We start from the raw sequence: 21,228 nt of genomic DNA on the forward strand, positions 1-21,228 counted from the left end.
CGCACCTCCCCCGCACAGGTCATGCCTGATCGCGTCCGGCTCGCCCTCCTGCTGGCTGCCCTCCTGGGCGCTCTGCTCCCCGCCCCCGCCGGGGGATCCGGCGTGGACGTCCCTGATGCCTGGACGCCCGCCACCCCCGGCCGGCCGGTCCTCATCCCCGAGCCACGCGCCGTGCGCTGGCTCGACCGGCCGTTCCTCCTCACCGCCGAGACCCGCATCGTGGTGGGCGACGAGGCGGCGCCCGAAGACCTCTACGCCGCCCGCGACCTGAACCGCGAGGTCGAGGCGCGCACGGGCCGCCCGCTCCCGGTGGTGCGCGCCGGTCAGGTGACAGAGCCCCGCAACGTCATCGTGCTGGGCGAACCGGGCCTCAACCGCTGGAGCGCCGCCCTGCTGGCGGGCGAGGGGCTGCGCCTGTCGCCGCAGGACCCCGGCCCGGAAGGCTACGTCCTCAAGGTCACCCCCGAGGTGGTGGTGGCGGCGGGGGTCGACCGCCGCGGCACCTACTACGCCGTACAGACCCTGCGCCAGCTCCTCTTCCCCCACGGGGAGGGAGCCGCGCTCCACGGGGTCGAAGTCCGCGACGGGCCGGCCCACCCCGTCCGGGCGGTGCACGTCCTGCTGGACAACGCCTCCGCCGAGTTCCACACGGCGCTCATCGAGCGGGTGCTGAGCAAGTTCAAGGTGAACATGCTCATCGCCGAGGCGGAGTATGTGCAGTGGGACAGCGCTCCCGCCATCCGCCACCCATCGGGGGCCACCAAGGCACAGGTGGCCCGCTTCCTCCAGGTGGCGCGCGAGCACCACATCGAGGTCGTCCCCCTCATCCAGACCCTCGGCCACGTGGAGTGGCTCTACCACAACGACCAGAACCTCGACCTGCTGGAGATCCCGCCGGACCAGTCCAACGCCCGTTACGTCTACAACCCGCTCAACCCGCGGGTCTACGAGGTGGTCCTGCCCATCCTCGACGAGGCGGTGCAGCTCTTCCGCCCCCGCTACCTGCACATCGGCCACGATGAGGTGCGCAACGTCGTCCCCTTCCCCTACTCGGCGGAGGGGAAGCGGCTGGGCTTCGGCGAGCTGTTCGTGCGGGACACCCTGCGCCTGTACGAGTTCCTCAAGAGCCGCGGGGTGGGCACGATGATGTGGGGAGACGTCCTGCTGACCAACGACTTCGCCCCCGAGATCGGCCGCCTCCCCCGCGACATCGTCATGGTGGACTGGCAGTACCAGGAGGCGGCCCGCTACCCCAGCCTGGCGCGCTTCAAGGCGTGGGGCTTCCCCACGCTGGCGGCCACGTGGTGGAAGCCGGGCAACATCACCGGGTTCGCCCGCGAGGCCGAGCGGCAGGACGTGCTGGGCCTGGTGCGCACTACCTGGACCGGACACTTCAACAACCGCACCGCCCTCGACCGCCAGTACCACCAGCTCTACACCTACCTGCTGGCCGCGGACTTCTTCTGGAACCCGCGGATGACGGCACCCGCGTCCACCGTGGCGTACGACCCCGCCGCCCGCTTCAAGCAGGAGTGGGAGGGCATCCCCCGCCGGCGCACCGCGGTGCGCGGCCACCTGGTGGACCTGCGCCGCGCGGCCACGCGGAGCCACGTGGACGAGGACGGGCAGGGGTGGCTGGGGAAGGGGCGGGAGTACGACCTGCGCACGCTGCCCACCGGGCGGGTGCGCCTGGGCGGCATCCTCTTCGAGATCCTCGACCCGGCGCGGAACGGCGGGCGGTCCATCGTGCTGCTGCGCGGGGCCCGCGAGGAGCTGCGGGGGCTGCCGGCCGCGGTGCGCCTGCCGCTCGGCCGGCGGGCGGCCGTCATCGCCGTGCTGCACGCCACGCCCTACCCCGCGGGACGCTTCGGCGAGGAGGTGGCCACCTACACGCTGCGCTACGTCGACGGCTCGGCGGAACGCCTGCCGGTGCAGTACCGCCGGCACGTCGGCTCCTGGCTGGACGAACCGGTGAGCATCGCCCAGGAGATCGGCTGGGCCGGCCGGACGCTCGCGGGGGTGGAGGTGCGCCTCTCCCTGCTGCGCTGGGTCAACCCGCACCCCGAGCGGGAGATCGCCGCCCTCGAGGTGGTCTCGCGGGGCACCGACGCCACCCCGGCCATCTTCGCGGTCACGTTGCTGGAGGAGCGGCCATGATGCGGCTGCGGGGACAGGTGCGCATCGAGTGGGTCACCTTCGCGTCGCTGCAGGACAACCCCCTGGGTGACCCCGCGGAGCGGGCCATCCCCGTCTACCTGCCGCCGGGCTACGAGGCGGGCGGCCCGTACCCCGTCATCTACTGGCTCCACGGCTTCACCGGCACCGGACTGGGGCAGGTGAACTACAGGCCGTGGGTGCCCTCGCTCCCCGAGCTGATGGACCGGGTGATCGCCGAGGGCGCGCCGCCGGCGCTATTGGTGATGGCCGACGGCTTCACCCGCTACGGCGGCAGCCAGTACCTGAACTCCTCGGCCACGGGGCGGTACGAGGACGCGCTGCTCGAGCTGGTGGGCGTCATCGACGGCCGCTACAAGACGCGACCCGCCGCCCGGCACCGCGGCCTCGACGGTAAGTCGAGCGGCGGGTACGGGGCCCTCGTCCAGGCGATGCGCCACCCCGAGGTCTTCGGCGCGGTGGCCGCGCACAGCGGCGACATGTACTTCGAGGCCTGCTACAAGCCCGCGTTCTGGAAGGGCCTGGACACGGTCCGCAAGCACGGCGGGCTGGAGGCCTTCCTGCGGGCCTTCGACGCCGCGCCGAAGAAGCCCCAGGAGATGGTGGAGGCCCTGGTCCTCCTGGTGGCGATGGCCATGGCCTACTCCCCCAACCCGGCCGCGCCGCTGGGGTTCGACCTGCCGGTGGACGTGGAGACCGGCGAGCTGGACGAGGCGGTGTGGGCGCGCTGGCTGGCCTGGGACCCCGTGGTGATGGTGGAGCGCCACGCCGACGCCCTGCGGGGGATGCGCCTGGTCTACATCGAGTGCGGCAGCCGGGACCAGTTCGCCCTGCACTACGGGGCGCGCATCCTCCACCGTCGCCTGGAGCGCCTGGGGGTCCCGCACGAGCACCAGGAGTTCGACGACGACCACATGGACGTCAACTACCGGTACGTGGAGTCGCTGCGCCGGCTGTGCCATGCGCTGGCCCCCTGAGGCCGTCGCGCCGCCCCAGGCCGCCCCCGCGCTGGCCGCCCCCGGCATCCGGCGGCGCCGCGTGCTGGGCCTGACGGTGCGGGAGTGGCGAACCACCGCCATCGCCTACCTCTTCCTCCTGCCGGGCCTGGCGCTGCTCGCCCTCTTCACCTTCTACCCGGTGGCCTTCGGCACGGTGCTCAGCCTCTACGAGTTCAACCTGCGCACGCTGCTCGGCACCGAGCCCGCCCGCTTCGTCGGGCTGGCGCACTTCCGGCGGCTGTGGGAGGACCGCTTCTTCTGGCTCGCCCTCTCGAACTCCTTGAAGTACGTGCTGGTGGTGCCGGTCCTGCAGGTCTGCGCCATCCTGCTGGCCGTGGCGGTCAACCGGCCGCTGCGCGGGATCGCCTGGTTCCGTGCCGCCTACTACGTGCCGGTGATCACCTCCATCGTCGTCGTCGGCCTGGTCTGGCGGTGGCTCTACGAGCAGGACGGGATCATCAACTACGTCCTCACGCGCCTGGGCCTGCTGGACCGGCCCATCGCCTGGCTCGGCCACCCCACCCTGGCGCTCTACGCCGTGATGTTCGTGACGCTGTGGAAGGGGCTTGGCTACTACATGGTGATCTACCTGGCCGGGCTGCAGGCGATCTCGCCGGAGTACGAGGAGGCGGCCATGATCGACGGCGCCGGCCGCTGGCAGGTCTTCCGCCACATCACCCTGCCGCTGCTGCGGCCGGCCATCCTGGTGGCCAGCACCATCTCGGTGATCGCCGCGGTGAAGGTCTTCGAGGAGATCTACGTCATGACCGGCGGCGGCCCGATGTTCCGCACCTTCACCCTGTTCTTCTACATCTTCGACGTGGGCTTCCAGCGCTTCGACTTCGGCTACGCCGCGGCGGTGGCGGTGGTGCTGGCCGTCGGGGTGATGGCGCTCTCGGCGGTGAACTTCGTCGTCTTCCGGCGGGGAGGGTTCGAAGATTACTAGCCGCCGCCCGCGCCGGCCGTCCCGCGGGGCCCGCGCCCGCACGGTGCTGACCTACGCGGGCCTGAGCCTGCTCGCCCTCTTCACCGCCTTCCCCTTCCTGTGGCTGCTGGCCACGGCGCTGCGGGTGGGCGGGCGCGTCTTCGGCTTCCCCCCGCCGCTGCCCTGGCCGGTCGGCCTGGACAACTTCCTCGGGGTGTGGCGGACGATGCCCATCCCGCGCTTCCTGCTGAACACCGTGCTCATCACCGGGGCGGGGGTCGGCCTGAACCTGCTGCTGTGCGCGCTGGCGGCCTACCCGCTGGCGCGGATGCGCTTCCCCGGCCGCCACCTGGTCTTCTTCGCCCTGTTGAGCACGCTGATGCTGCCGGGGCACGTGGGGCTCATCGTGAACTTCGTCACCATGACGAAGCTGCGCCTCATCGACACCTACGCCGCGGTGGTGCTGCCAAGCGCGGTCTCGGTCTTCGGCATCTTCCTGCTGCGCCAGCAGTACCTGACCATCCCCCAGGAGCTGGAGGACGCCGCACGCATCGACGGGGCCTCGGAGTTCGCCATCTGGCGGCGCATCATGCTGCCGCTCATCGCCCCCGGGCTGGCCACGCTGGCCATCTTCGAGTTCGTGGCCTTCTGGAACTCCTTCCTCTGGCCGCTGGTCGTGCTGAAGTCCCCGGAGCGCTACCCGCTGGCGGTGGGGTTGCTCTACCTGTCGGGGCTCTTCGCCCACAACACCCGGCTCATCGCCGCGGGGGCGGTGATCATGACTATCCCCATCCTGGTGGTCTTCGTCTTCACCCAGCGCTACTTCGTCCGCGGCATCACGCTGGGGGCGGTGCGCTAGGGCATGGCGACGCCGCCCGGTCCGCTCCTCTTCGTCCCGCTGGACGACCGGCCGGCCACGCGCGAGACGGTCCTCGACCTGGCCCGCGCCGCCGGAGTGGAGGTGCGGACGCCGCCGCTCGAGCTGCTGGGCGACCGCTACCGCGCCGCCGACCTGGAGGCGCTGTGGGCGTGGATCGACACCGAGGCGGCGCGCAGCTCCCCGGTGGCCTGCATCGCCGCCGTTGAGATGCTGTGCTTCGGCGGGCTCGTCGCCTCGCGCAAGTCCGTCCGCCCCTGGCGCGCCCTCCTCCCCTGGCTCGACCGGGTGCAGGCCTTGGCGGCGCGCATCCCCACCTACCTGGGCGCGGTGGTCCTGCGCACGCCGGTCGCCGGTGGCGGAGAGGAGGACCCGGCCTACTGGGAGGAGTACGGCGAGGCGCTCCACGCCTACATGGCCGCCGTGGACGCCTTCCGGGCGGCGGGGCCGGAGGCCTACGGAGCGGTGCAGGAAGCGGCCGACCGCCTCCCCGGCTCGGTGGTGGACGCGCTCCTGCGCCAGCGGCAGCGCCACCTGCTGGTGGCGGTGGAGCTGCTGGCCGCGGCGGCCCGCGGGCGCCTGCGCGCGCTCCTGGTGGGGCAGGACGACGCCACCCCGCGCAGCCTCTCGCGCCAGGACCGCGAGGTGCTGGAGCGCCTGGCGCGGGCGCTGGAGGCGCGCACGGCGGCGGTGACGACCGGCGCGGACGAGCTGGGGGCGCGGCTGTTCGCCCGCTGGCTGAACGAGGCCACGGGCGAGGCGCCGCGCGTGCGGGTCCTGTACACGGCGCCCGGGGCGGCCGGGCTGGTCCCCCGCTACGAGTCCGTGCCGCTGGCCCGGACGGTCCTGGAGCACGTGGCCACCTGCGGCTGCCGCCCGGTGGAAGGTGACGAGGACATCCTCCTGTGGGTGCACAACGTCGCCGGCCCGGAGCAGCAGGAGGCGATGGGACAGGACGGGCAGCCGGACGTCGCCGGCGAGTGGGCGCCGGAGGACGCGGCTGCCGCGGACCAGGTGCGGGGGGCGGTGCGGGAGGAGCGCGTGGTGGCGCTGGCGGACGTGCGCTTCGCCAACGGCGCCGACCGGCGGCTGGTGGAGCGGCTGCTCACCGAACGCGCCTTCGCCGGCATCGTGGCCTACGCCGGGTGGAACACCGCCAGCAACACCCTGGGCTCGGCGCTGGCCCAGGCGGTGGTCGTCTACCACCTGCGACGGTCCACCGTGAACGGCTCCGACCGCGCGGCGCGCCGCATGCTGCTGGCCCGCCTGCTCGACGACTGGGGCTACCAGGCGGTGGTGCGGCCGGCGCTGCGGGCGCTGGCGCTGGAGCAGGGGGTCAGCCCGTCCCACCTGGCCGACGGCCGCCCGACCCTCGAGGCGGCGGCCCTGCGCCTCTTCCGGGAGCAGGTCGCCCCGCCGCTCGCCCGCACCTTCGGCGCGCCGGTCGAGGTGCAGGGCGTGCGCTTCCCGTGGAACCGTCTCTTCGAGGCGGCGGTGGACTTCTCCCTGGGCGGCACCGGCCCGCAGCCGCGCCCACCGGTGGTGGTGGACTACGACCCGCGCTGGCCGGCGCTCTTCGAGTCGGAGCGGGCGTTGCTGGCCGACGCCCTGGCTGCGCTCCATCCCGCCCCGCGCATCGAGCACGTGGGGAGCACGGCCGTGCCCGGCCTGGCGGCCAAGCCGGTCCTGGACATCATGATCGGGGTGGCCCGGCTCGAGGACCTGGACCGCCTGGTCGAGCCGCTGGGCCGCCTCGGGTACGAGTACGTCCCCGAGCTGGAGGTCTCCATGCCCAACCGCCGCTACTTCCGGCGCAACAACGCCCGCGGGGAGCGGGTGGCCCAGGTGCACGCGGTCGTGGTGGGAAGTCCCTTCTGGCAGCGGTACCTGCGCTTCCGCGACTACCTGCGAGCCCACCCGGAGGAGGCGGCGGCCTACGCCCGGCTGAAGCGGGAGCTGGCCGCCGGGCACGTCACCACCCACAGCGACACCTTCGCGAAGTCCGTCTTCATCCGGGAGGTGGAGGCGCGGGCCGAGCGGGAGGTGCCGGGATGACCGGTCCCCGCCCCGTTGCCTCGTCGCCGCGGTTCGAGGCGGCGCTGCGCTGCGCGGTCCGCTGGCACGCGAAGCAGCCCCGCAAGGGGACCCGCGTCTCCTACGTCGCGCACCTCCTGGGCGTGGCCGCCCTGGTGCTCGAGGACGGCGGCGACGAGGCACAGGCCGTTGCCGCCCTCCTCCATGACGCGCTGGAGGACCGCGGTGGGGTCCCCGTCGCAGTGCGGCGGGCCGAGATCAGGCGCAGGTTCGGCCCGCGGGTGCTGGCGATCGTCGAAGGCTGCACCGACACGGTCGACGAGCCAAAACCGCCCTGGCGGCTGCGCAAGGAGGCCTACCTGGCCCACCTGCGCCACGTCCCGCGCGAGGTGCTGAGGGTCTCGCTGGCGGACAAGTTGCACAACGCCCGGGCCATCCTGGCGGACCACGCCCGGGTGGGAGACCGGGTCTGGGAGCGCTTCCGGCCGCGCAGTCCGCGTGACCTCCTCTGGTACTACCGGCGGGCCGCCCGGATCTTCCTGGAACGGGAAGGTGGGCCCATGGCCGCCGAGCTGCAGCGGGCGGTCCGCCGGATGGCGGGCCTCGTGCATGCCCAGGAGCGTTCAGGGGCTCGAGACCGTTCTGTCGCGGCCATGCGCGGGTCTCGGCCAGCCGGACCAGGGAGGCTGGTTCCGGAGGAGCGCCGCCCGTGAGCGTTCGCGGCCCCGCAGGGGCGGAGATCCCACGGGCGGCGCCCGGACAGCCGGGTGAACGCTACGACGTGGTCGTCATCGGCGGCGGGCCGGCCGGCACCGTGGCCAGCGTCGCCGCGGCGCGCGAGGGGGCACAGGTGGCGTGCGTGGAGCGGTACGGCTTCCTCGGCGGCACCCTCACCGCGGCGATGGTGGCGCCGATCATGGGCTTCCATGCCGGCGAGCGCCAGGTCGTGCAGGGGATCCCCCAGGAGATCGTGGACCGCCTGGTAGCGCTGGGGGCCTCCCCCGGCCACGTCCCCGACCCGGTGGACTTCGCCTACACCGTCACCCCTTTCGACTACGAGGGGCTCAAGCGCGTCTTGCTGGAGCTGGCCGTGGAGGCGGGGGTGCACCTGTGGCTGCACACCGTCTTCCTGGAGGCCGAGGCGGCGGACGGGCGCATCGGCGCGGTGCGCGTCTGGCAGAAGGACGGGGTGAAGCGCCTCGAGGCTGCCGTGTACGTGGACGCCTCCGGCGACGCCGACCTGACCGTCAGCGCTGGCGGGGCGGCCGAGGTCGGCCGGCCATCGGACGGGCGCGTCCAGCCGATGACGCTGATGATGCGCCTCGGCGGCGTGGACTGGGAGGCCGTCATGGCCTACCTCGGCGAGCACCCCGAGGAGGTCCAGCACGGGCAGGGGGTGCGGGAGCGCCTCGACGTGGAGTGGCTGCGCCGCCTGCCCGTCCGCGGCTTCGCCGGCTTCAAGACGCTGGTGGAGGCCGCCCGCGCCAGCGGCGAGTGGACCGTTCCCCGCGACCGCCTCCTCGTCTTCGAGGGGGTGCGGCCGGGGGAGGCGGTGGTGAACACGACGCGGGTGCTGGGGCGGCTCGGCACCGTGGGGCGCGACCTGGCCGCCGCCGAGGTGGAGGGGCGCCGCCAGGCCTACCAGGTGGTAGACTTCCTGCGCGCCCGCGTCCCCGGCTTCGCCGGCGCCTACCTGCTGGAGACCCCGGCGCAGATCGGGGTACGCGAGACCCGCCGCATCATCGGAGACTACGTGCTGACACAGGAAGACATCCTGGCCGGGCGGAAGTTTGAGGACGCGGTCGCCTGCGGCGCCTACCCCATCGACATCCACGACCCGGCCTCGGCGCGCCTGGTGGCGATGCGGCTGCCCGCAGGGGACTTCTACACCATCCCGTACCGGTCGCTGCTCCCGCGCGGCGGCCACAACTGGGTGGTGGCCGGGCGGTGCATCTCCGCCACTCACGAGGCCTTCGCCGCCTTCCGGGTGAGCGCCATCGTCATGGCCATCGCCCAGGCCGCGGGGACGGCGGCGGCCATGGGCGCCCGCGCCGGGGTGGGGCCGCGGGAGGTGGCGGTGGGCGAGCTGCAGGCGCGCCTGCGGCGGGCCGGGGCGTTCCTGGGATAGTGGACCGGCCCCGGCAGGGCGAGGCGTCTGTGGGGGTCGTGAGAGGTGCCTGAATGAGCCTGCGCGAGCGCGATCCTGAGGTCTTCGAGATCCTGCAGGCGGAGCGGCGGCGCCAGCTCGAGGGCGTCGAGCTGATCCCCTCGGAGAACTACGTCTCCGCTGCCGTGCTGGAGGCGCTGGGGACCGTCTTCACCAACAAGTACTCCGAGGGCTACCCTGGCCGGCGCTACTACGGCGGCAACGAGCACGTGGACGCGGTGGAGCGCCTCGCCCAGGAGCGCGCCCGCCGCCTCTTCGGCACGCCCCACGCCAACGTGCAGCCCTACTCGGGCAGCCCGGCCAACCTGGCCGTCTACGTGGCCACCTGCCGGCCCGGGGACGTGATCATGGGGCAGAACCTGCCCGACGGCGGGCACCTGACGCACGGGTGGCCGGTCAGCGTCACCGGGTCGTTCTTCCGCAGCGTCCCCTACCACGTGCGCCCCGACGGCTACATCGACCTGGACGAGGTGTGGCGCCTGGCCCGCGAGCACCGGCCGCGCCTGATCTGGTGCGGCGCCACCGCCTACGTGCGGGAGTTCCCCTTCGAGGAGCTCGCCCGCGTCGCCGACGAGGTGGACGCCTACTTCGCCGCCGACATCGCCCACGTGGCCGGCCTCGTCATCGCCGGGGTGCACAAGAGCCCGGTGCCCTACGCCCACGTCGTCACCACCACGACCCACAAGACGCTGCGCGGCCCCCGCGGCGCCATGATCCTGGTGACGGAGAAGGGGCTGGCCAAGGACCCCGAGCTGGCGGAGAAGGTCGACCGTGCCGTCTTCCCCGGCCTGCAGGGCGGCCCGCACGACCACCAGACGGCGGCCATCGCCGTGGCCCTCGGCGAGGCCATGCAGCCGGAGTTCGTCGAGTACGGCCGGCAGGTCGTGCGCAATGCCAGGGCCCTGGGCGAGGCGCTGCTGGCGCACGGGTTCCGCCTGGTCACCGGCGGCACCGACAACCACATGCTGCTCGTCGACCTCACCCCGACGGGCCCGGGGCGCGGCATCTTCCTGCAGGAGGCCCTCGACCGCGTCGGCATCACCGTGAACAAGAACACCATCCCCGGCGAGCCCAGCAGCCCCTTCTACCCGTCGGGGATCCGGCTGGGCACGCCGGCGGCCACCACCCGGGGCATGCGCGAGGGGGAGATGCGCCAGCTGGCCGCGTGGATCGCCGAGGTGGCGGAGCGGATCAGCGGCTTCACGCTGCCCGAAGGGCGCGAGGAGCGGGCGAAGGCCCTGCGGGCCTTCCGCGCCGCCATCGCCGCCGACGAGGCGCTGGCCCGCATCCGCGACGCGGTGCGCGACTTCTGCCGCGCCTTCCCCGTGCCGGGGACGGAGGCGTAGGGTGCCGGCCTGGTACGACCGGCGCGGGCTGCTGATCGTCAGCCTGCCCCGCAACGACCCCGCGCTGGCGCGCGCCGCGGCCGACGGCGGGGCGGACCTGCTCAAGGCGCACGTGAACGTGCGCCACCGCGCCTCGGGGACGGTCTTCGGCCCCCTCGCCGTGGAGATGGACCGCCTGGAGCGCGTGCTGCGCGTGGGAGTGCCGGTGGGGCTCGTGCCCGGGGAGGAGGAGATGGTCCGGCCCGAGGAGGTCCCGGCGCTGCGGCGCTTCGCCTTCCTCGACGCCTACCTCACCCGGCTGCCGCTCTACCTCTACGACGCGGGGGTGCCGGTGATCCCGGCGATCCCCCACGACTTCCCGCCGGCGGCGCTCGCGGCGCTGCGGGCGCTGCCGGGGGAGTGGGCCGAGGCCGCGCTGGTCCCACCCGACGGCTACGGCCGGCCGCCCGTGGCGGGCGACCTGGTGGCGCTGGCCCAGGCCGCCGAGGCCAGCGGGCGCCGCCTCATCGTCCCCAGCCAGCGGCGGCTGCGCCCCGAGGACCTGGAGCGTTACTTCGCCATCCCCGGGGTGTGGGCGGTGATGATCGGCGCGGTGGTCACGGGCGCCGATCCCGCCAGCGTCGCCGCCGCCACCGCCCAGTTCCGCCGCGCCCTCGACCGGGTGATGGGATGATGGCGGCGGGCGCCCGCTGCCCCCTGCGCTGATGGCGACCGTGGCGACGGCGCCTCCCCGGCGGCGCCCCGGGTACATCGTGGAGGCCGCCGCGCCCAACCGCGTCGACCTGGCCGGTGGCACGCTGGACATCTACCCCATCTCGGTCCTGGAGGGCGAGGTCGTCACCGTGAACCTGGCCGTCCGGATCTACGGCCGGGTGCGGCTGGAGCCGTACCCGGCCGGCGTCGCCCTCTACTCGGAGGACCTGGGGATGGGGGTGGAGGCCCCGCACGCGGCGGCGTTGCCGGTGGGCGGGCCGCTGGACCTGGTGGCGCGGGCCGTGCGCTACACCCGGCTGCCGGCCCGCACGCGGGTGGTGACGCGGGCGGAGGCCCCGCGCGGCTCAGGGCTCGGCGCCTCCTCCGCGCTGCTGGTGGCCCTGCTGGCGGCCGGGGAGCGTCGCCGCGGCCGGCGGGGGATCCGCCGCGACCTGGTGGACGTGGCCGCCCGCCTGGAGGCGCAGTCCATCGCCGCGCCCACCGGCAAGCAGGACTACTATGCCGCGCTCTGCGGCGGCCTCAACGCCATCCGCTTCGGGGTGGACGGAGAGCGCGTCACGCCCCTCCTCCCGCCGCGCCGCCTGGACGGGCTGGCCGAGCGGCTGGTCCTGGCCTTCACCGGCGAGCCGCACGTCTCGGGCCTGACCAACTGGGCCATGATCAAGGCCTACCTGGACGGGGTGCCCCAGACCGTGCGCGGACTGCGGGCCATCAAACGCATCGCCTGGGCCATGGCCGAGGCGCTGCGCACGCGCGACCTGGCCGCGGTCGCCCGCCTGATGGAGGAGGAGTGGCAGGAGCGGCGCCAGCTCGCGGAGGGCGTCTCCACGCCGGCCGTGGAGCGCGCGCTGGAAGTCGGGCGGCTGGCCGGGGCGGCGGCCGGCAAGGTGTGCGGGGCGGGCGGCGGAGGGTGCGTGCTGCTCCTGGTGCGGGAGGGGCGCAAGCCCGCCGTGGAGGCGGCACTGCGCGAGGCGGGCTTCCAGGTGCTGGACTGCCGCCCGGCCCCGCGGGGCCTGCGGCTGCGCGTGCGTCGGGCCGGGGTCCGCTCGGGCAGGGTATGATGGCGGCGTGAGCCTGCGCGGCCGGAAGCTCCTGATCACCGCGGGCCCCACCCGCGCTCCCCTCGACGCCATCCGGTACATCACCAACAAGGCCACCGGACGGCTGCCGGCCTTCGTGGCCGAGGAGGCGCTGCAGCGCGGGGCCTCGGTGACCTACGTGCACGGCCGCCCCAGCGTGCTGCCCACCGTGCGCGGGGGGATGCGCGACCACCTGGCCTTCGTCGCCGTGGACACGGTGGAGGACCTCATCCACACCTTCCGGCAGGAGCTGCCGGGGGGCTACGACGCCGTGGTCCACAACATGGCGGTGCTGGACTTCGCGCCGGCCCAGGTGCGCCCGGGCAAGACCGGTTCGGAGGAGGAGTGGGTCGTCCGGCTGGTCCCCACGCCCAAGGCGGTGCGCCTGGTGAAGGAGCTGGCGCCCCAGACCTTCCTGGTGGCGTTCAAGCTGGAGGTGGGCAAGCCGCGGCAGGAGCTGGTGGCCAGCGCGCTGCGCCTGCTGCGGGAGAGCCGCGCCGACCTGGTGGTGGCCAACGATCAGCGGGAGATCGAGGCGGGCCGCCACACCGGGTACTTCGTCGACCCCAGCGGCGAGGTGGTGGCGGTGGCGGAGGGCAAGGAGGCCATCGCCCGCACGCTGGTGGGGCTCCTGGAGGAGCGCCTGGGGCCCCGTGCCAGCGGGTCCGAGGGTCGGCGGGCTTCGCCGCGATGAGGCGCTGCCTGGCATCCCCAGGGTTCCCCTTTGCCTGCCCCCCTGGTCCGGGCTATACTGCAGGGTAGCGAGCGGGTGTAGCTCAGCTGGCAGAGCATCGGCTTCCCAAGCCGAGGGTCGCGGGTTCGAATCCCGTCGCCCGCTCCATCACCCAGTCGGGACGCGGATTCTGACCCGCGTCCCGTCGCGTTCATCCCATCCTGAATCCGCCCTTGGCAAGCCCCTGCAAACCCTGCAAGGGGAGCCCGGCCGGCAGCGGCATTAGGTTTTTGGGAGCCCTCTGCACGGCGCCTCTCTCAGGGAGCAACTTCTCTCCCAACTCAACTCTTGACAAAATTTGATCGATCATGCCCAATTAGTGTATAACTTCTGAGCGTTCTATGATTCTTCTATGTTTGTTCCTGATCGAAGGAAGGTCATCCTCGACCTGATCCAGCTAAACGGGGGCCTGACGACGCTGGCCCTGGCTGAGCGAGTCGGGGCGTCCCTTCCAACCGTTCGCAGGGACCTGCGCGCGCTCGAACGGCAGGGGCTCATCGTGCGGACCCGAGGCGGGGCCATGAGCATCACCCACAGCACCGCCTACGAGCCTCAGTACAACGTGAAAGTGCGCTTACGTCAGGAGGCCAAGGAGCGGATTGGCCGGGCGGCAGCTGCCCTGATTGCCGAGGGGGATACGGTCATCTTCGACTCCGGATCGACTGCCCGCAGCGTTGCCCGGTTTGCGCGCACCCGCCGAATAACCGCAGTGGCCCTTGACCTCCCGACCGCTCTCGACCTCGCCGACTCCCCCACGGTGGATGTCTTGGTGGTAGGGGGTCAGGTTCGCAGAGAGCTCTACGCGGTCGTCGGCCCGTTCGCCGAGGAGATGTTGCGTCAGCTCCATGTCAACCGTCTCTTCCTCGGTGCCGACTCGGTCGACCACCGTCAAGGCATCGGCAACGCCTCCCCCGCAGAGGTCCCCATCAAACGCCTCGCCATTGCAGCCGCGGAGGAGGTCATCTTGGTGGCCGATTCCAGCAAGTTCGGCCGGGTTAGCCTCGTCCACGTCTGTGATCTGCGCCAAGTCCACCATGTCGTCACCGATAACGACCTCGCCCCGGAGTGGCAGCAAGCCCTTTCCGAGATGGGGATCCGACTGACGCTGGCCTGAAGGGAGATGCCGGACGTCGAGGCGAGCTCGGCTGCCTCTGCCCGTCCCCCGGGACGCCGCGGCATCGGCTTCCTCGTTCTGGGGGACCTGGATACCCGCCGCACGGTGGAACTGGCTCGGTACGCGGATACGCTGGGTATCCCAAGCATCTGGATCACCGACGAACCCTTCTTCCGGGGGGCGATGCCCACCGCAGGGGCCTGTGCCTGGGCGACCGAGCGAATCCGCATCGGCCTGGGTGTGGTCAACCCCTACGACCATCCACCGGTCTGGATGGCCATGGAATTCGCCGCCGTGGACGAGTTGGCTGGTGGCCGTGCGATCCTTGGTGTGGGTGCCTCCTGGGAGCCCCCGATAGCCAAGCAGGGCATCCCCTTCACTCGCCCGCTGAGCGCGGTTCGGGACACGGTGGTCATCGTCCGTCAGCTGCTGACCACAGGGACCGCCAGCCATGCGGGGCGCAAGTTCAGCGTGGAGGACGTGAGGCTCGACTTTACGCCGGCGTATCGGAATCCTCGGATCTACGTCGCCTCCATGTACCCACGCTCCCTCGAACAGACGGGAGAACTGGGTGACGGGGTAATTCTCTCCATCCTCTGCCCTGTTCCCTACGTCCGGAACAGCCTGCGGCTGATTCGCCGAGGAGCGGCGCGCGCCGGGCGCGCGCTGGATGACTTCGAGGTTGTGCAGTACTTCCCCATGTGCGTGGACCTGGACGGACGCCGCGCCAAGGACCGCATCAAGGAGATGCTGGCCTTCTTCATCGTCCATTCCTATGGCCCCGATCCGACTCACTGGGCGCGTGTTGCAGAGCTGGGCGAGTTTGACCTTGGGATCTTCGAGGACCTCTACGCGCGCCTCTCCAGCGGCGGGACGGCCCGGGAGGTCATCAGCGATGCCTTTGTGCGCGATTTTTCAGTAGCCGGGACCCCCGAGGAGTGCCTCGAGGTGCTGGAGCGGTACCGCGAGGCCGGCGTGACAGAGGCCGTGGGGGTCTTCCCTGCAGGTGTCGACCCCGGCGAGCAGCTCCGCCTGATGGCGGAATACTTCGTCCCAAGGCTCGTGGACCAATGACTCGGGCGGCCGGCCGCAGCAGGCGGGCGGACCGTCCACCACCACTGTGCAGCGGACGAGACCAATGGAGGTGATCCGGTGAGAAAGCTGCTCAGGCTTGCCGCCTTAATCGGCATGATTGTGGCGTCCTTCTCGCCCGTCCAGGCAGGACCCGCGCTCCAGCCAAGCCGTGGAGGGACCCTCCGAGTTGCCCTCAGCGGTGAACTGCCGACGCTGGACTGGCAGTTCACGACGTCGTTCACCGCCGGCTACGTCGCCGCCCACATCTTCGAGGGGCTGTTCACCGTTGACAGTCGGCTCAGGACGCGGCCCATGCTCGCCGAGCGTTGGACTGTGAGCAGCGACCGCCGGACATACACGATCACGCTGCGGCGGGGGGTCCTCTTTCACCATGGGAGGGAGATGACCAGCGCCGATGCCGCGGCGTCGCTGACGCGCTGGGGGCGCATCAGCACCGTGGGAAGGCTCGTCTTCAACTCCGTCCAGGAGGTGCAGGCCCCTGACCCGTCGACGGTTGTTGTGCGATTCACGGAGCCCTACAGCTTGCTCGTCGAGGCTTTGGGATGGCCGCATCAGGCAGCGGTGATCTACCCGCGGGAAGTCATCGAGGAGGCAGGGACCGGTCCCATCCGCCGTTTTATCGGAACGGGTCCCTACCGTTTCGTGGAGCACATCCGGGACCGCCACTATCGGCTGGAGCGCTTCGACCGCTACGTCTCTCGCACCGACCCGCCAGATGGGATGGCTGGACGGAAGGTCGCCTACCTGGATGCTCTGCTCTTCGTCCCCGTGCCGGACACGGCCGTTCGGGTCGCCGGGCTGCAGCGGGGGGAGTTCCATCAAATCCAGTTCGCGCCCAGCGACGAGTACGATCGCCTTCGGGCCGACCCGAACATCGAGCCATGGATCGACCCCGTCCCCTGGTGGCTCACCGCGAAGTTCAACGTTCGCCGCGGTCTCTTCGCCGACGTGCGCCTCCGGGAAGCCTTCCACCTGGCCACCAACAAGGAGGAGGTGATGCGGGGCACTATGGGCCCGCGCCAGTTCTGGCGAGTCGACCCCGGTGTGATGGTCAAAGAGCACCCGATGTGGAACGACGCGGGAGCCGAGGTCTACCGGAGACAGGACGTGGAGCGCGCCCGTCAGCTCCTGCAGGAGGCCGGCTACCGCGGCCAGCCCGTGCGCTGGCTCACGTCGATGGCGGTCCCGCCGTATGGCATCTCCGCGCAAGTCGCCAAGGCGATGCTCGAGCGCGCCGGCTTCACCGTCGACCTGCAGGTAGTAGACTTTCCTACGTTGTTGAGCCGCTGGAGCAACCCCGACCTCTGGGATGTCGCTAGTGGAGGCGTGACACCGGTACCCGACCCCTCCTTCCTCTGGGTCCTTCTCCCCACTTGGCCGGGGTGGTATGAGAGCCGGAACATGCAGGGCGTCTTGCGCCTGATGAGCCGTCACAGTAATCCGAAGGTTCGCACCGACCTCTGGCGCCAGGGGCAACAGATTTTCTACCGCGAGTTTCCGGCGATCAAGTTCGGGGACTTCTTCTGGTTCTCGCCCTACCGCCGGGAGCTCAAGGGCTTCACTGGCCCGCTGCTCCTGTACTACTGGAACGCCTGGCTGCAGCGGTAGCCGGGACGGCCTGCTGGAGAGTGCTGACCCGGAGGAGGCGATTCCCGTGAAAGCCGAGCAGACGTTGGAGGAGCGGAACAAGGAGGTCATTCGGCAAGCTATCCAGGCCTTCAATGACCGCGACCTCGATCGCTTCTTCTCGCTCCACACCGAGGACACGACCTCCCACGAGGTCTACTTCCCGGAGCCGCTAGGGCGGGACGCGTTCCGGGCCTTCCTGGAAGAGTTCTTGGAGGCATACCCCGACGCCCGCATCGAGACCCAGAACATGGTGGCTCAGGGCAACCAGGTGGCTGTCGAGAATGTCTTCACGGCGACCTTCCTGAAACCCCTCAAGGGGGTGCAGCCCACAGGGAGGTCCTTTGCGATCCGAGAAGGCGTCTTTTTCGAGCTGAAGGACGGCAAGATCCACCGCGCCCGCATCTATCTGGACCAGAAGACGGCGGAGGAACAACTGGGGCTACGGCACGGGGATGGGACAAGGGCGTGAGCGGGACTGCACCGGCGGATCGCAGCCGGCACATCACCATCGCTTTCCACTCGCCCTACGACGGCACCCTGCAGCAGGCCGATGTCCATGCGCCAGGAGCGGACTTGGGAGAGCCGCTTCCTCTCGTCCTCGCTCCGCACCCGATCGGCTGGACCGCGGCGCAAGACTACTCCGGGGGGATCGAGGGCCTGAAGCGAGGGACCCATCAAGGGTGGAGGGGCCTGGCTGACCGCTATGGCGTCCTGATCCTCCAGCCCCACGGCCACGGCCGTGTCGAGCCGCTGGCGTCCTGCGCCTTCCAGGGGCAAATCGACGACATGGCCTTCCTGATCGACGCGCTCCCCGCGCACGGTTTCCTCGTGGACCGCAGCCGTGTTTACGCTTGCGGCCTCAGCATGGGGGGCCTCGAGGCGATCGTCCTGCTGGGGCGCTACCCCGACCGCATCGCCGCCGGCTTCGCGTTCAACCCGGTCGTGGACCTGGCCGCCTGGTATGAGGACCTGCGCACGAGCCCTGTGGCTGACATCCGATCCTACCGGACCTGGGAGCGGATCGCTCGCGAAGTCGGGGGGGATCCGGACGAGGTGCCGGACGCCTATCACCGTCGCAGCGGGTTTGCCTACCTGGAGGGACTCACGCGCACTCCCCTGATGCTCTACTGGACGCGCTTCGACACCGTGGTGCCGCGGCAAACTACGCACCACGCCTTACGTCTCTACCGTGAGATCAAGTCCCGATCTGTGACGAGCCCAGTGGCGGAGTACGAGCACGCGCTGAGTCACGGCTCCCTTCCGTCCCAGGGCGACTGGGAGGCCGGTTGGCGACTGCACGAGTATGCCGATTACGACCTGGCCCTGTGTTGGCTGCTACGCCACCGCAAGGCCCTCTGACGACGTAACGGAGAGAGGGCCCTAACGGCCCCGTTATAGGAGGCACGATGTTCCACTCTGTCCCCATCCCCCCCGCTGTGCGGACGGTAATCCATCGGATTGAACACGACCTGATCGGCGGGGCAGCTGACATGGCGCGTGAGGTAGCCCAGGCGCTTGCCTCGGCGGCTCGACAAAGCGACGCGAAGAGCTCCGAAGAGTTCCGAGAGGAGATGACGGCAGCCCTCGCTGCCATCATCAGGGTCACGCCCTCGATCGCACCGGTGTCCCGGGTGCTGCACCTCGTTGGGCGAGCCATTGAGGTCCAGGAGGAATCGGACCCGGCATCCCCCCGGGAGCACGCCATACAGGCTGCCTTAGACTTCATCGGCTGGCTCGAGGAGGCGCTGGAGCGGGTTGCCGCGACTGGTGCCGCTCTGCTCGCGGATGGGGACGTCATCTTCACCTACAGCATCAGCTCCACGGTTTTCCGGATGATCGAGCGGGCGCGTAGTGAGGGGAAACGGGTGCGGTTGGTCACTACTGAGTCGCGACCGGGAAACGAAGGGCTGACGACGATTCCACGGATGGCTGCCCTGGGGGTCCCGGTGACCATCGGGATCGACGCAGCCATGGGGCAGTTGATGCGGAGCTGTACCTCGGCCGTGGTGGGTGCGGACACGGTGACTGCGGGAGGCAGCGCCCTGTGCAAGGTGGGATCCTTCCCCGCGGCGCTCGTGGCCCATCGCTACGGGATCCCTTTCCGTGTCGCTGCGGACACGTCCAAATTCGACCCCACCACCCGCTGGGGGGAGCCCCTGCAAATCCGGGAAATGCCGGCCTCGGACATTCTCAGGGCGCCGCCCCCGGAGATCCGTGAACCTCTCGATCGCCAGGTGACCGTGCGCAATCCGGTCTTCGAGGTGGTCCCGGCATCGTTGATCACGGAGATCATCACCGAGGCCGGCATTATCCATCCCGGGGCAGCCGCCGCGCTCATGCAGGGCCTGCCTCAGAGCGGTCTCATCGCGACCTTGCGCGGTCAGCACCCTCAATTCGGTCAAGGGACAACCCCATGACCGTTGCCGTAGCTGTGCCGAGTGCCGCCACGCTCCATGAACCCGTTTGAGGAGGTATGGTCATGATCTGGTTCCAAGAGGTCTTCGCTGTCACCCGGCCCATCATCGGCATGGTCCACCTGCCGGCGCTCCCGGGGACCCCCCTCTTCAGTGGGTCGACGGAGCTCCGAACGCTCGTCCGCGGGGTCCGGGCTGACCTGGATGCCCTCCAGGAAGGAGGGGTGGATGGCGTCCTCTTCTGCAACGAGAACGATCGGCCGTACACGCTGACCGTCGGCCCGGAGGTCGTCGCGAGCATGACGCGCATCGTTACGGACCTCCTGCCCTACGTACGAGTGCCGTTCGGCGTGGACGTCCTCTGGGATCCGCTCGCCGCGCTAGCCGTGGCCAAAGCTACGGGAGCGCAGTTCGTCCGAGGCGTCTTTACGGGCGCCTATGCTGGCGACTTCGGCATCTGGAATACCGATCCGGGCCGGGTCTGGCGCTACCGCGCCTCCATCGGCGCGGCCAACGTCAAGCTGTTCTACAACATCAATGCTGAATTCGCCGCCCCTCTGGCGCCGCGTCCCATCGAGGCGGTGGCACGCTCGGCAGTTATGAGCGCGATGGCTGAGGCCCTCTGCGTGTCGGGGTCGATGACGGGGGAGGAGGTGGCCAATGAGCTTCTGGAACGGGTGAAGGCTGCCGCCGGGGAAGTCCCGGTGCTGGCCAACACAGGAGTGACCGTCGAGAACGTGAGTCGCAAGCTCGCCGTGGCAGACGGCGCCATCGTGGGCACCGGCTTCAAGGTGGACGGGGTGACCTGGAATCGCGTGGACCCTCGGCGTGTGGAGGCGCTGATGCGGGTCGTGCGTGCTCTCCGGCAGAATGAACCGGAGGCGGGAATCGTTCGGGAGTAGAGGAGTCAGCCTTCGTGTTCGCCTACCTGCTGCGCCGCCTGGCGGCCCTCGTGCCGGTCATGCTGATCGTGGCGACGGTCGGTTTCGTCATCGTCCGGCTGGCGCCGGGGGACCCGGCCGTGGTAATGTTGGGGCCTGATGCCTCACCGGACCGCGTAGCGGAGCTGCGGCGCGACCTGGGGCTGCAGGAGCCCGTGCCGGTCCAGTTGCTGCGGTGGTACCAGCGGGTCCTCCGAGCCGATTTCGGCCGCTCCGTCTTCGAGGGGGACCCCGTCACCCAGGTCATTCGCAATCGCCTGGAGCCGACGGTGCTGCTGACGCTGCTGGCGATGGTGGTAGCCATGGCCATCGGCGTTCCAGCAGGAGTGGCCTCGGCCGTGCGCCGGAACAGCCTCGTCGACCAGCTGCTGATGGGCGTAGCGCTGCTCGGCGTCTCTATGCCGAGCTTCTGGCTGGGTCTCAACCTGATCCTGGTCTTCTCCCTGGCGCTGGGCCTGTTCCCGGTCTCAGGATACGTGCCGCTCCACGAGAACTGGACAGCCGCCCTGCGGTCGCTGGTCCTGCCGGCGCTGACGTTGGGAGTCGGCGCGTCCGGGTTGATCGCCCGCATGACCCGGTCGGCCATGCTGGAGGTCCTGCATCAGGACTACGTCCGAACGGCCCTGGCGAAGGGCGTCCCCGGGCGCCGCGTGCTGGTCCGGCACGCCCTCCGGAACGCCCTGATCCCCGTCGTCACGGTCATCGGGCTTTCCATGGGGACCTTGCTCGCCGGGGCGGTCACCGTTGAGACCGTCTTCGCGATCCCCGGCGTAGGCCTCCTGGTGATCTCCTCCGTACTGCGCCGCGACTTGCCTGTCATCCAGGGAGTCCTGCTCTTCGCCGCGACTGTCTACGTCCTCGTGAACCTCCTGGTGGACTTGATCTACGTCTACCTGGATCCTCGCATCACCTACGTATGAGCGTGACGGAGCAGCGCTTGACCGTTGACGAGCGTCCCCTTTCCCCTGTCTGGGGCCGGTGGGAGTC

General features: G+C 70.8%; 19 protein-coding genes and 1 tRNA gene. All 20 read left to right on the top strand.

Going from position 1 to position 21,228, the window contains the following annotated elements; translation table 11 throughout:
• Positions 1–21 precede the first annotated feature (21 nt).
• Positions 22–2,157 (top strand): beta-N-acetylhexosaminidase, encoded by a 2,136-nt coding sequence (locus RB146_10630; GenBank protein MDQ7829430.1) that lies wholly within the window; start codon positions 22–24, stop codon positions 2,155–2,157.
• On the top strand, positions 2,154–3,152 hold the full coding sequence (locus RB146_10635) for an alpha/beta hydrolase-fold protein (protein MDQ7829431.1): 999 nt from the start codon (positions 2,154–2,156) through the stop codon (positions 3,150–3,152). Before RB146_10630 ends, RB146_10635 begins: the two co-directional genes overlap by 4 nt.
• The gene (locus tag RB146_10640; protein ID MDQ7829432.1) at positions 3,136–4,119 is read left to right on the top strand and encodes a sugar ABC transporter permease; all 984 of its coding nucleotides are present in this window, start codon (positions 3,136–3,138) and stop codon (positions 4,117–4,119) included. The genes RB146_10635 and RB146_10640 overlap by 17 nt, the downstream gene beginning before the upstream one ends.
• A 43-nt stretch (positions 4,120–4,162) precedes the next feature.
• Entirely contained in the window at positions 4,163–4,957 is a 795-nt protein-coding gene (locus RB146_10645) for a carbohydrate ABC transporter permease (GenBank protein MDQ7829433.1), read from the top strand.
• A gap of 3 nt (positions 4,958–4,960) precedes the next feature.
• Positions 4,961–7,030, top strand: a complete 2,070-nt coding sequence (locus RB146_10650) for a DUF4127 family protein (protein MDQ7829434.1) — start codon at positions 4,961–4,963, stop codon at positions 7,028–7,030.
• Entirely contained in the window at positions 7,027–7,722 is a 696-nt protein-coding gene (locus RB146_10655) for an HD domain-containing protein (GenBank protein ID MDQ7829435.1), read from the top strand. Before RB146_10650 ends, RB146_10655 begins: the two co-directional genes overlap by 4 nt.
• Complete coding sequence (locus RB146_10660; protein ID MDQ7829436.1) at positions 7,719–9,137, top strand: FAD-dependent oxidoreductase; 1,419 nt, start codon at positions 7,719–7,721, stop codon at positions 9,135–9,137. The genes RB146_10655 and RB146_10660 overlap by 4 nt, the downstream gene beginning before the upstream one ends.
• A gap of 53 nt (positions 9,138–9,190) precedes the next feature.
• Complete coding sequence (glyA, locus tag RB146_10665) at positions 9,191–10,522, top strand: serine hydroxymethyltransferase (protein ID MDQ7829437.1); 1,332 nt, start codon at positions 9,191–9,193, stop codon at positions 10,520–10,522.
• A 1-nt stretch (position 10,523) separates the two neighbouring features.
• Positions 10,524–11,195 carry a hypothetical protein gene (locus RB146_10670; protein MDQ7829438.1) on the top strand — a complete coding sequence of 224 codons (672 nt, stop codon included), beginning with the start codon at positions 10,524–10,526 and terminating at the stop codon, positions 11,193–11,195.
• 40 nt (positions 11,196–11,235) lie between these two features.
• A complete protein-coding gene (locus RB146_10675) occupies positions 11,236–12,297 on the top strand; it encodes a hypothetical protein (GenBank protein MDQ7829439.1) in 1,062 nt (353 codons plus the stop codon).
• 7 nt (positions 12,298–12,304) lie between these two features.
• Positions 12,305–13,009 (top strand): phosphopantothenoylcysteine decarboxylase, encoded by a 705-nt coding sequence (locus tag RB146_10680; protein ID MDQ7829440.1) that lies wholly within the window; start codon positions 12,305–12,307, stop codon positions 13,007–13,009.
• A gap of 71 nt (positions 13,010–13,080) precedes the next feature.
• Positions 13,081–13,156: transfer RNA gene (locus RB146_10685), tRNA-Gly, on the top strand.
• Positions 13,157–13,568: 412 nt separating this feature from the next.
• Positions 13,569–14,162: a DeoR/GlpR family DNA-binding transcription regulator gene (locus RB146_10690; GenBank protein ID MDQ7829441.1), complete on the top strand. Its 594-nt coding sequence runs from the start codon at positions 13,569–13,571 to the stop codon at positions 14,160–14,162.
• 6 nt (positions 14,163–14,168) lie between these two features.
• The gene (locus RB146_10695) at positions 14,169–15,236 is read left to right on the top strand and encodes an LLM class flavin-dependent oxidoreductase (GenBank protein MDQ7829442.1); all 1,068 of its coding nucleotides are present in this window, start codon (positions 14,169–14,171) and stop codon (positions 15,234–15,236) included.
• Positions 15,237–15,314: 78 nt separating this feature from the next.
• The gene (locus RB146_10700) at positions 15,315–16,865 is read left to right on the top strand and encodes an ABC transporter substrate-binding protein (GenBank protein ID MDQ7829443.1); all 1,551 of its coding nucleotides are present in this window, start codon (positions 15,315–15,317) and stop codon (positions 16,863–16,865) included.
• A 46-nt stretch (positions 16,866–16,911) separates the two neighbouring features.
• On the top strand, positions 16,912–17,355 hold the full coding sequence (locus RB146_10705) for an ester cyclase (GenBank protein MDQ7829444.1): 444 nt from the start codon (positions 16,912–16,914) through the stop codon (positions 17,353–17,355).
• Positions 17,352–18,245, top strand: coding sequence for a prolyl oligopeptidase family serine peptidase (locus RB146_10710; protein ID MDQ7829445.1), 894 nt, complete (start codon positions 17,352–17,354; stop codon positions 18,243–18,245). The genes RB146_10705 and RB146_10710 overlap by 4 nt, the downstream gene beginning before the upstream one ends.
• A gap of 47 nt (positions 18,246–18,292) precedes the next feature.
• Positions 18,293–19,303, top strand: a complete 1,011-nt coding sequence (locus tag RB146_10715; protein MDQ7829446.1) for a hypothetical protein — start codon at positions 18,293–18,295, stop codon at positions 19,301–19,303.
• Between the two features lie 62 nt (positions 19,304–19,365).
• Positions 19,366–20,202, top strand: a complete 837-nt coding sequence (locus tag RB146_10720; GenBank protein ID MDQ7829447.1) for a BtpA/SgcQ family protein — start codon at positions 19,366–19,368, stop codon at positions 20,200–20,202.
• 14 nt (positions 20,203–20,216) lie between these two features.
• Complete coding sequence (locus RB146_10725; GenBank protein ID MDQ7829448.1) at positions 20,217–21,161, top strand: ABC transporter permease; 945 nt, start codon at positions 20,217–20,219, stop codon at positions 21,159–21,161.
• The last annotated feature ends 67 nt before the right edge of the window (positions 21,162–21,228 follow it).

The organism is Armatimonadota bacterium, assembly GCA_031081585.1.
Lineage (GTDB): Bacteria > Sysuimicrobiota > Sysuimicrobiia > Sysuimicrobiales > Humicultoraceae > Geohabitans > Geohabitans tengchongensis.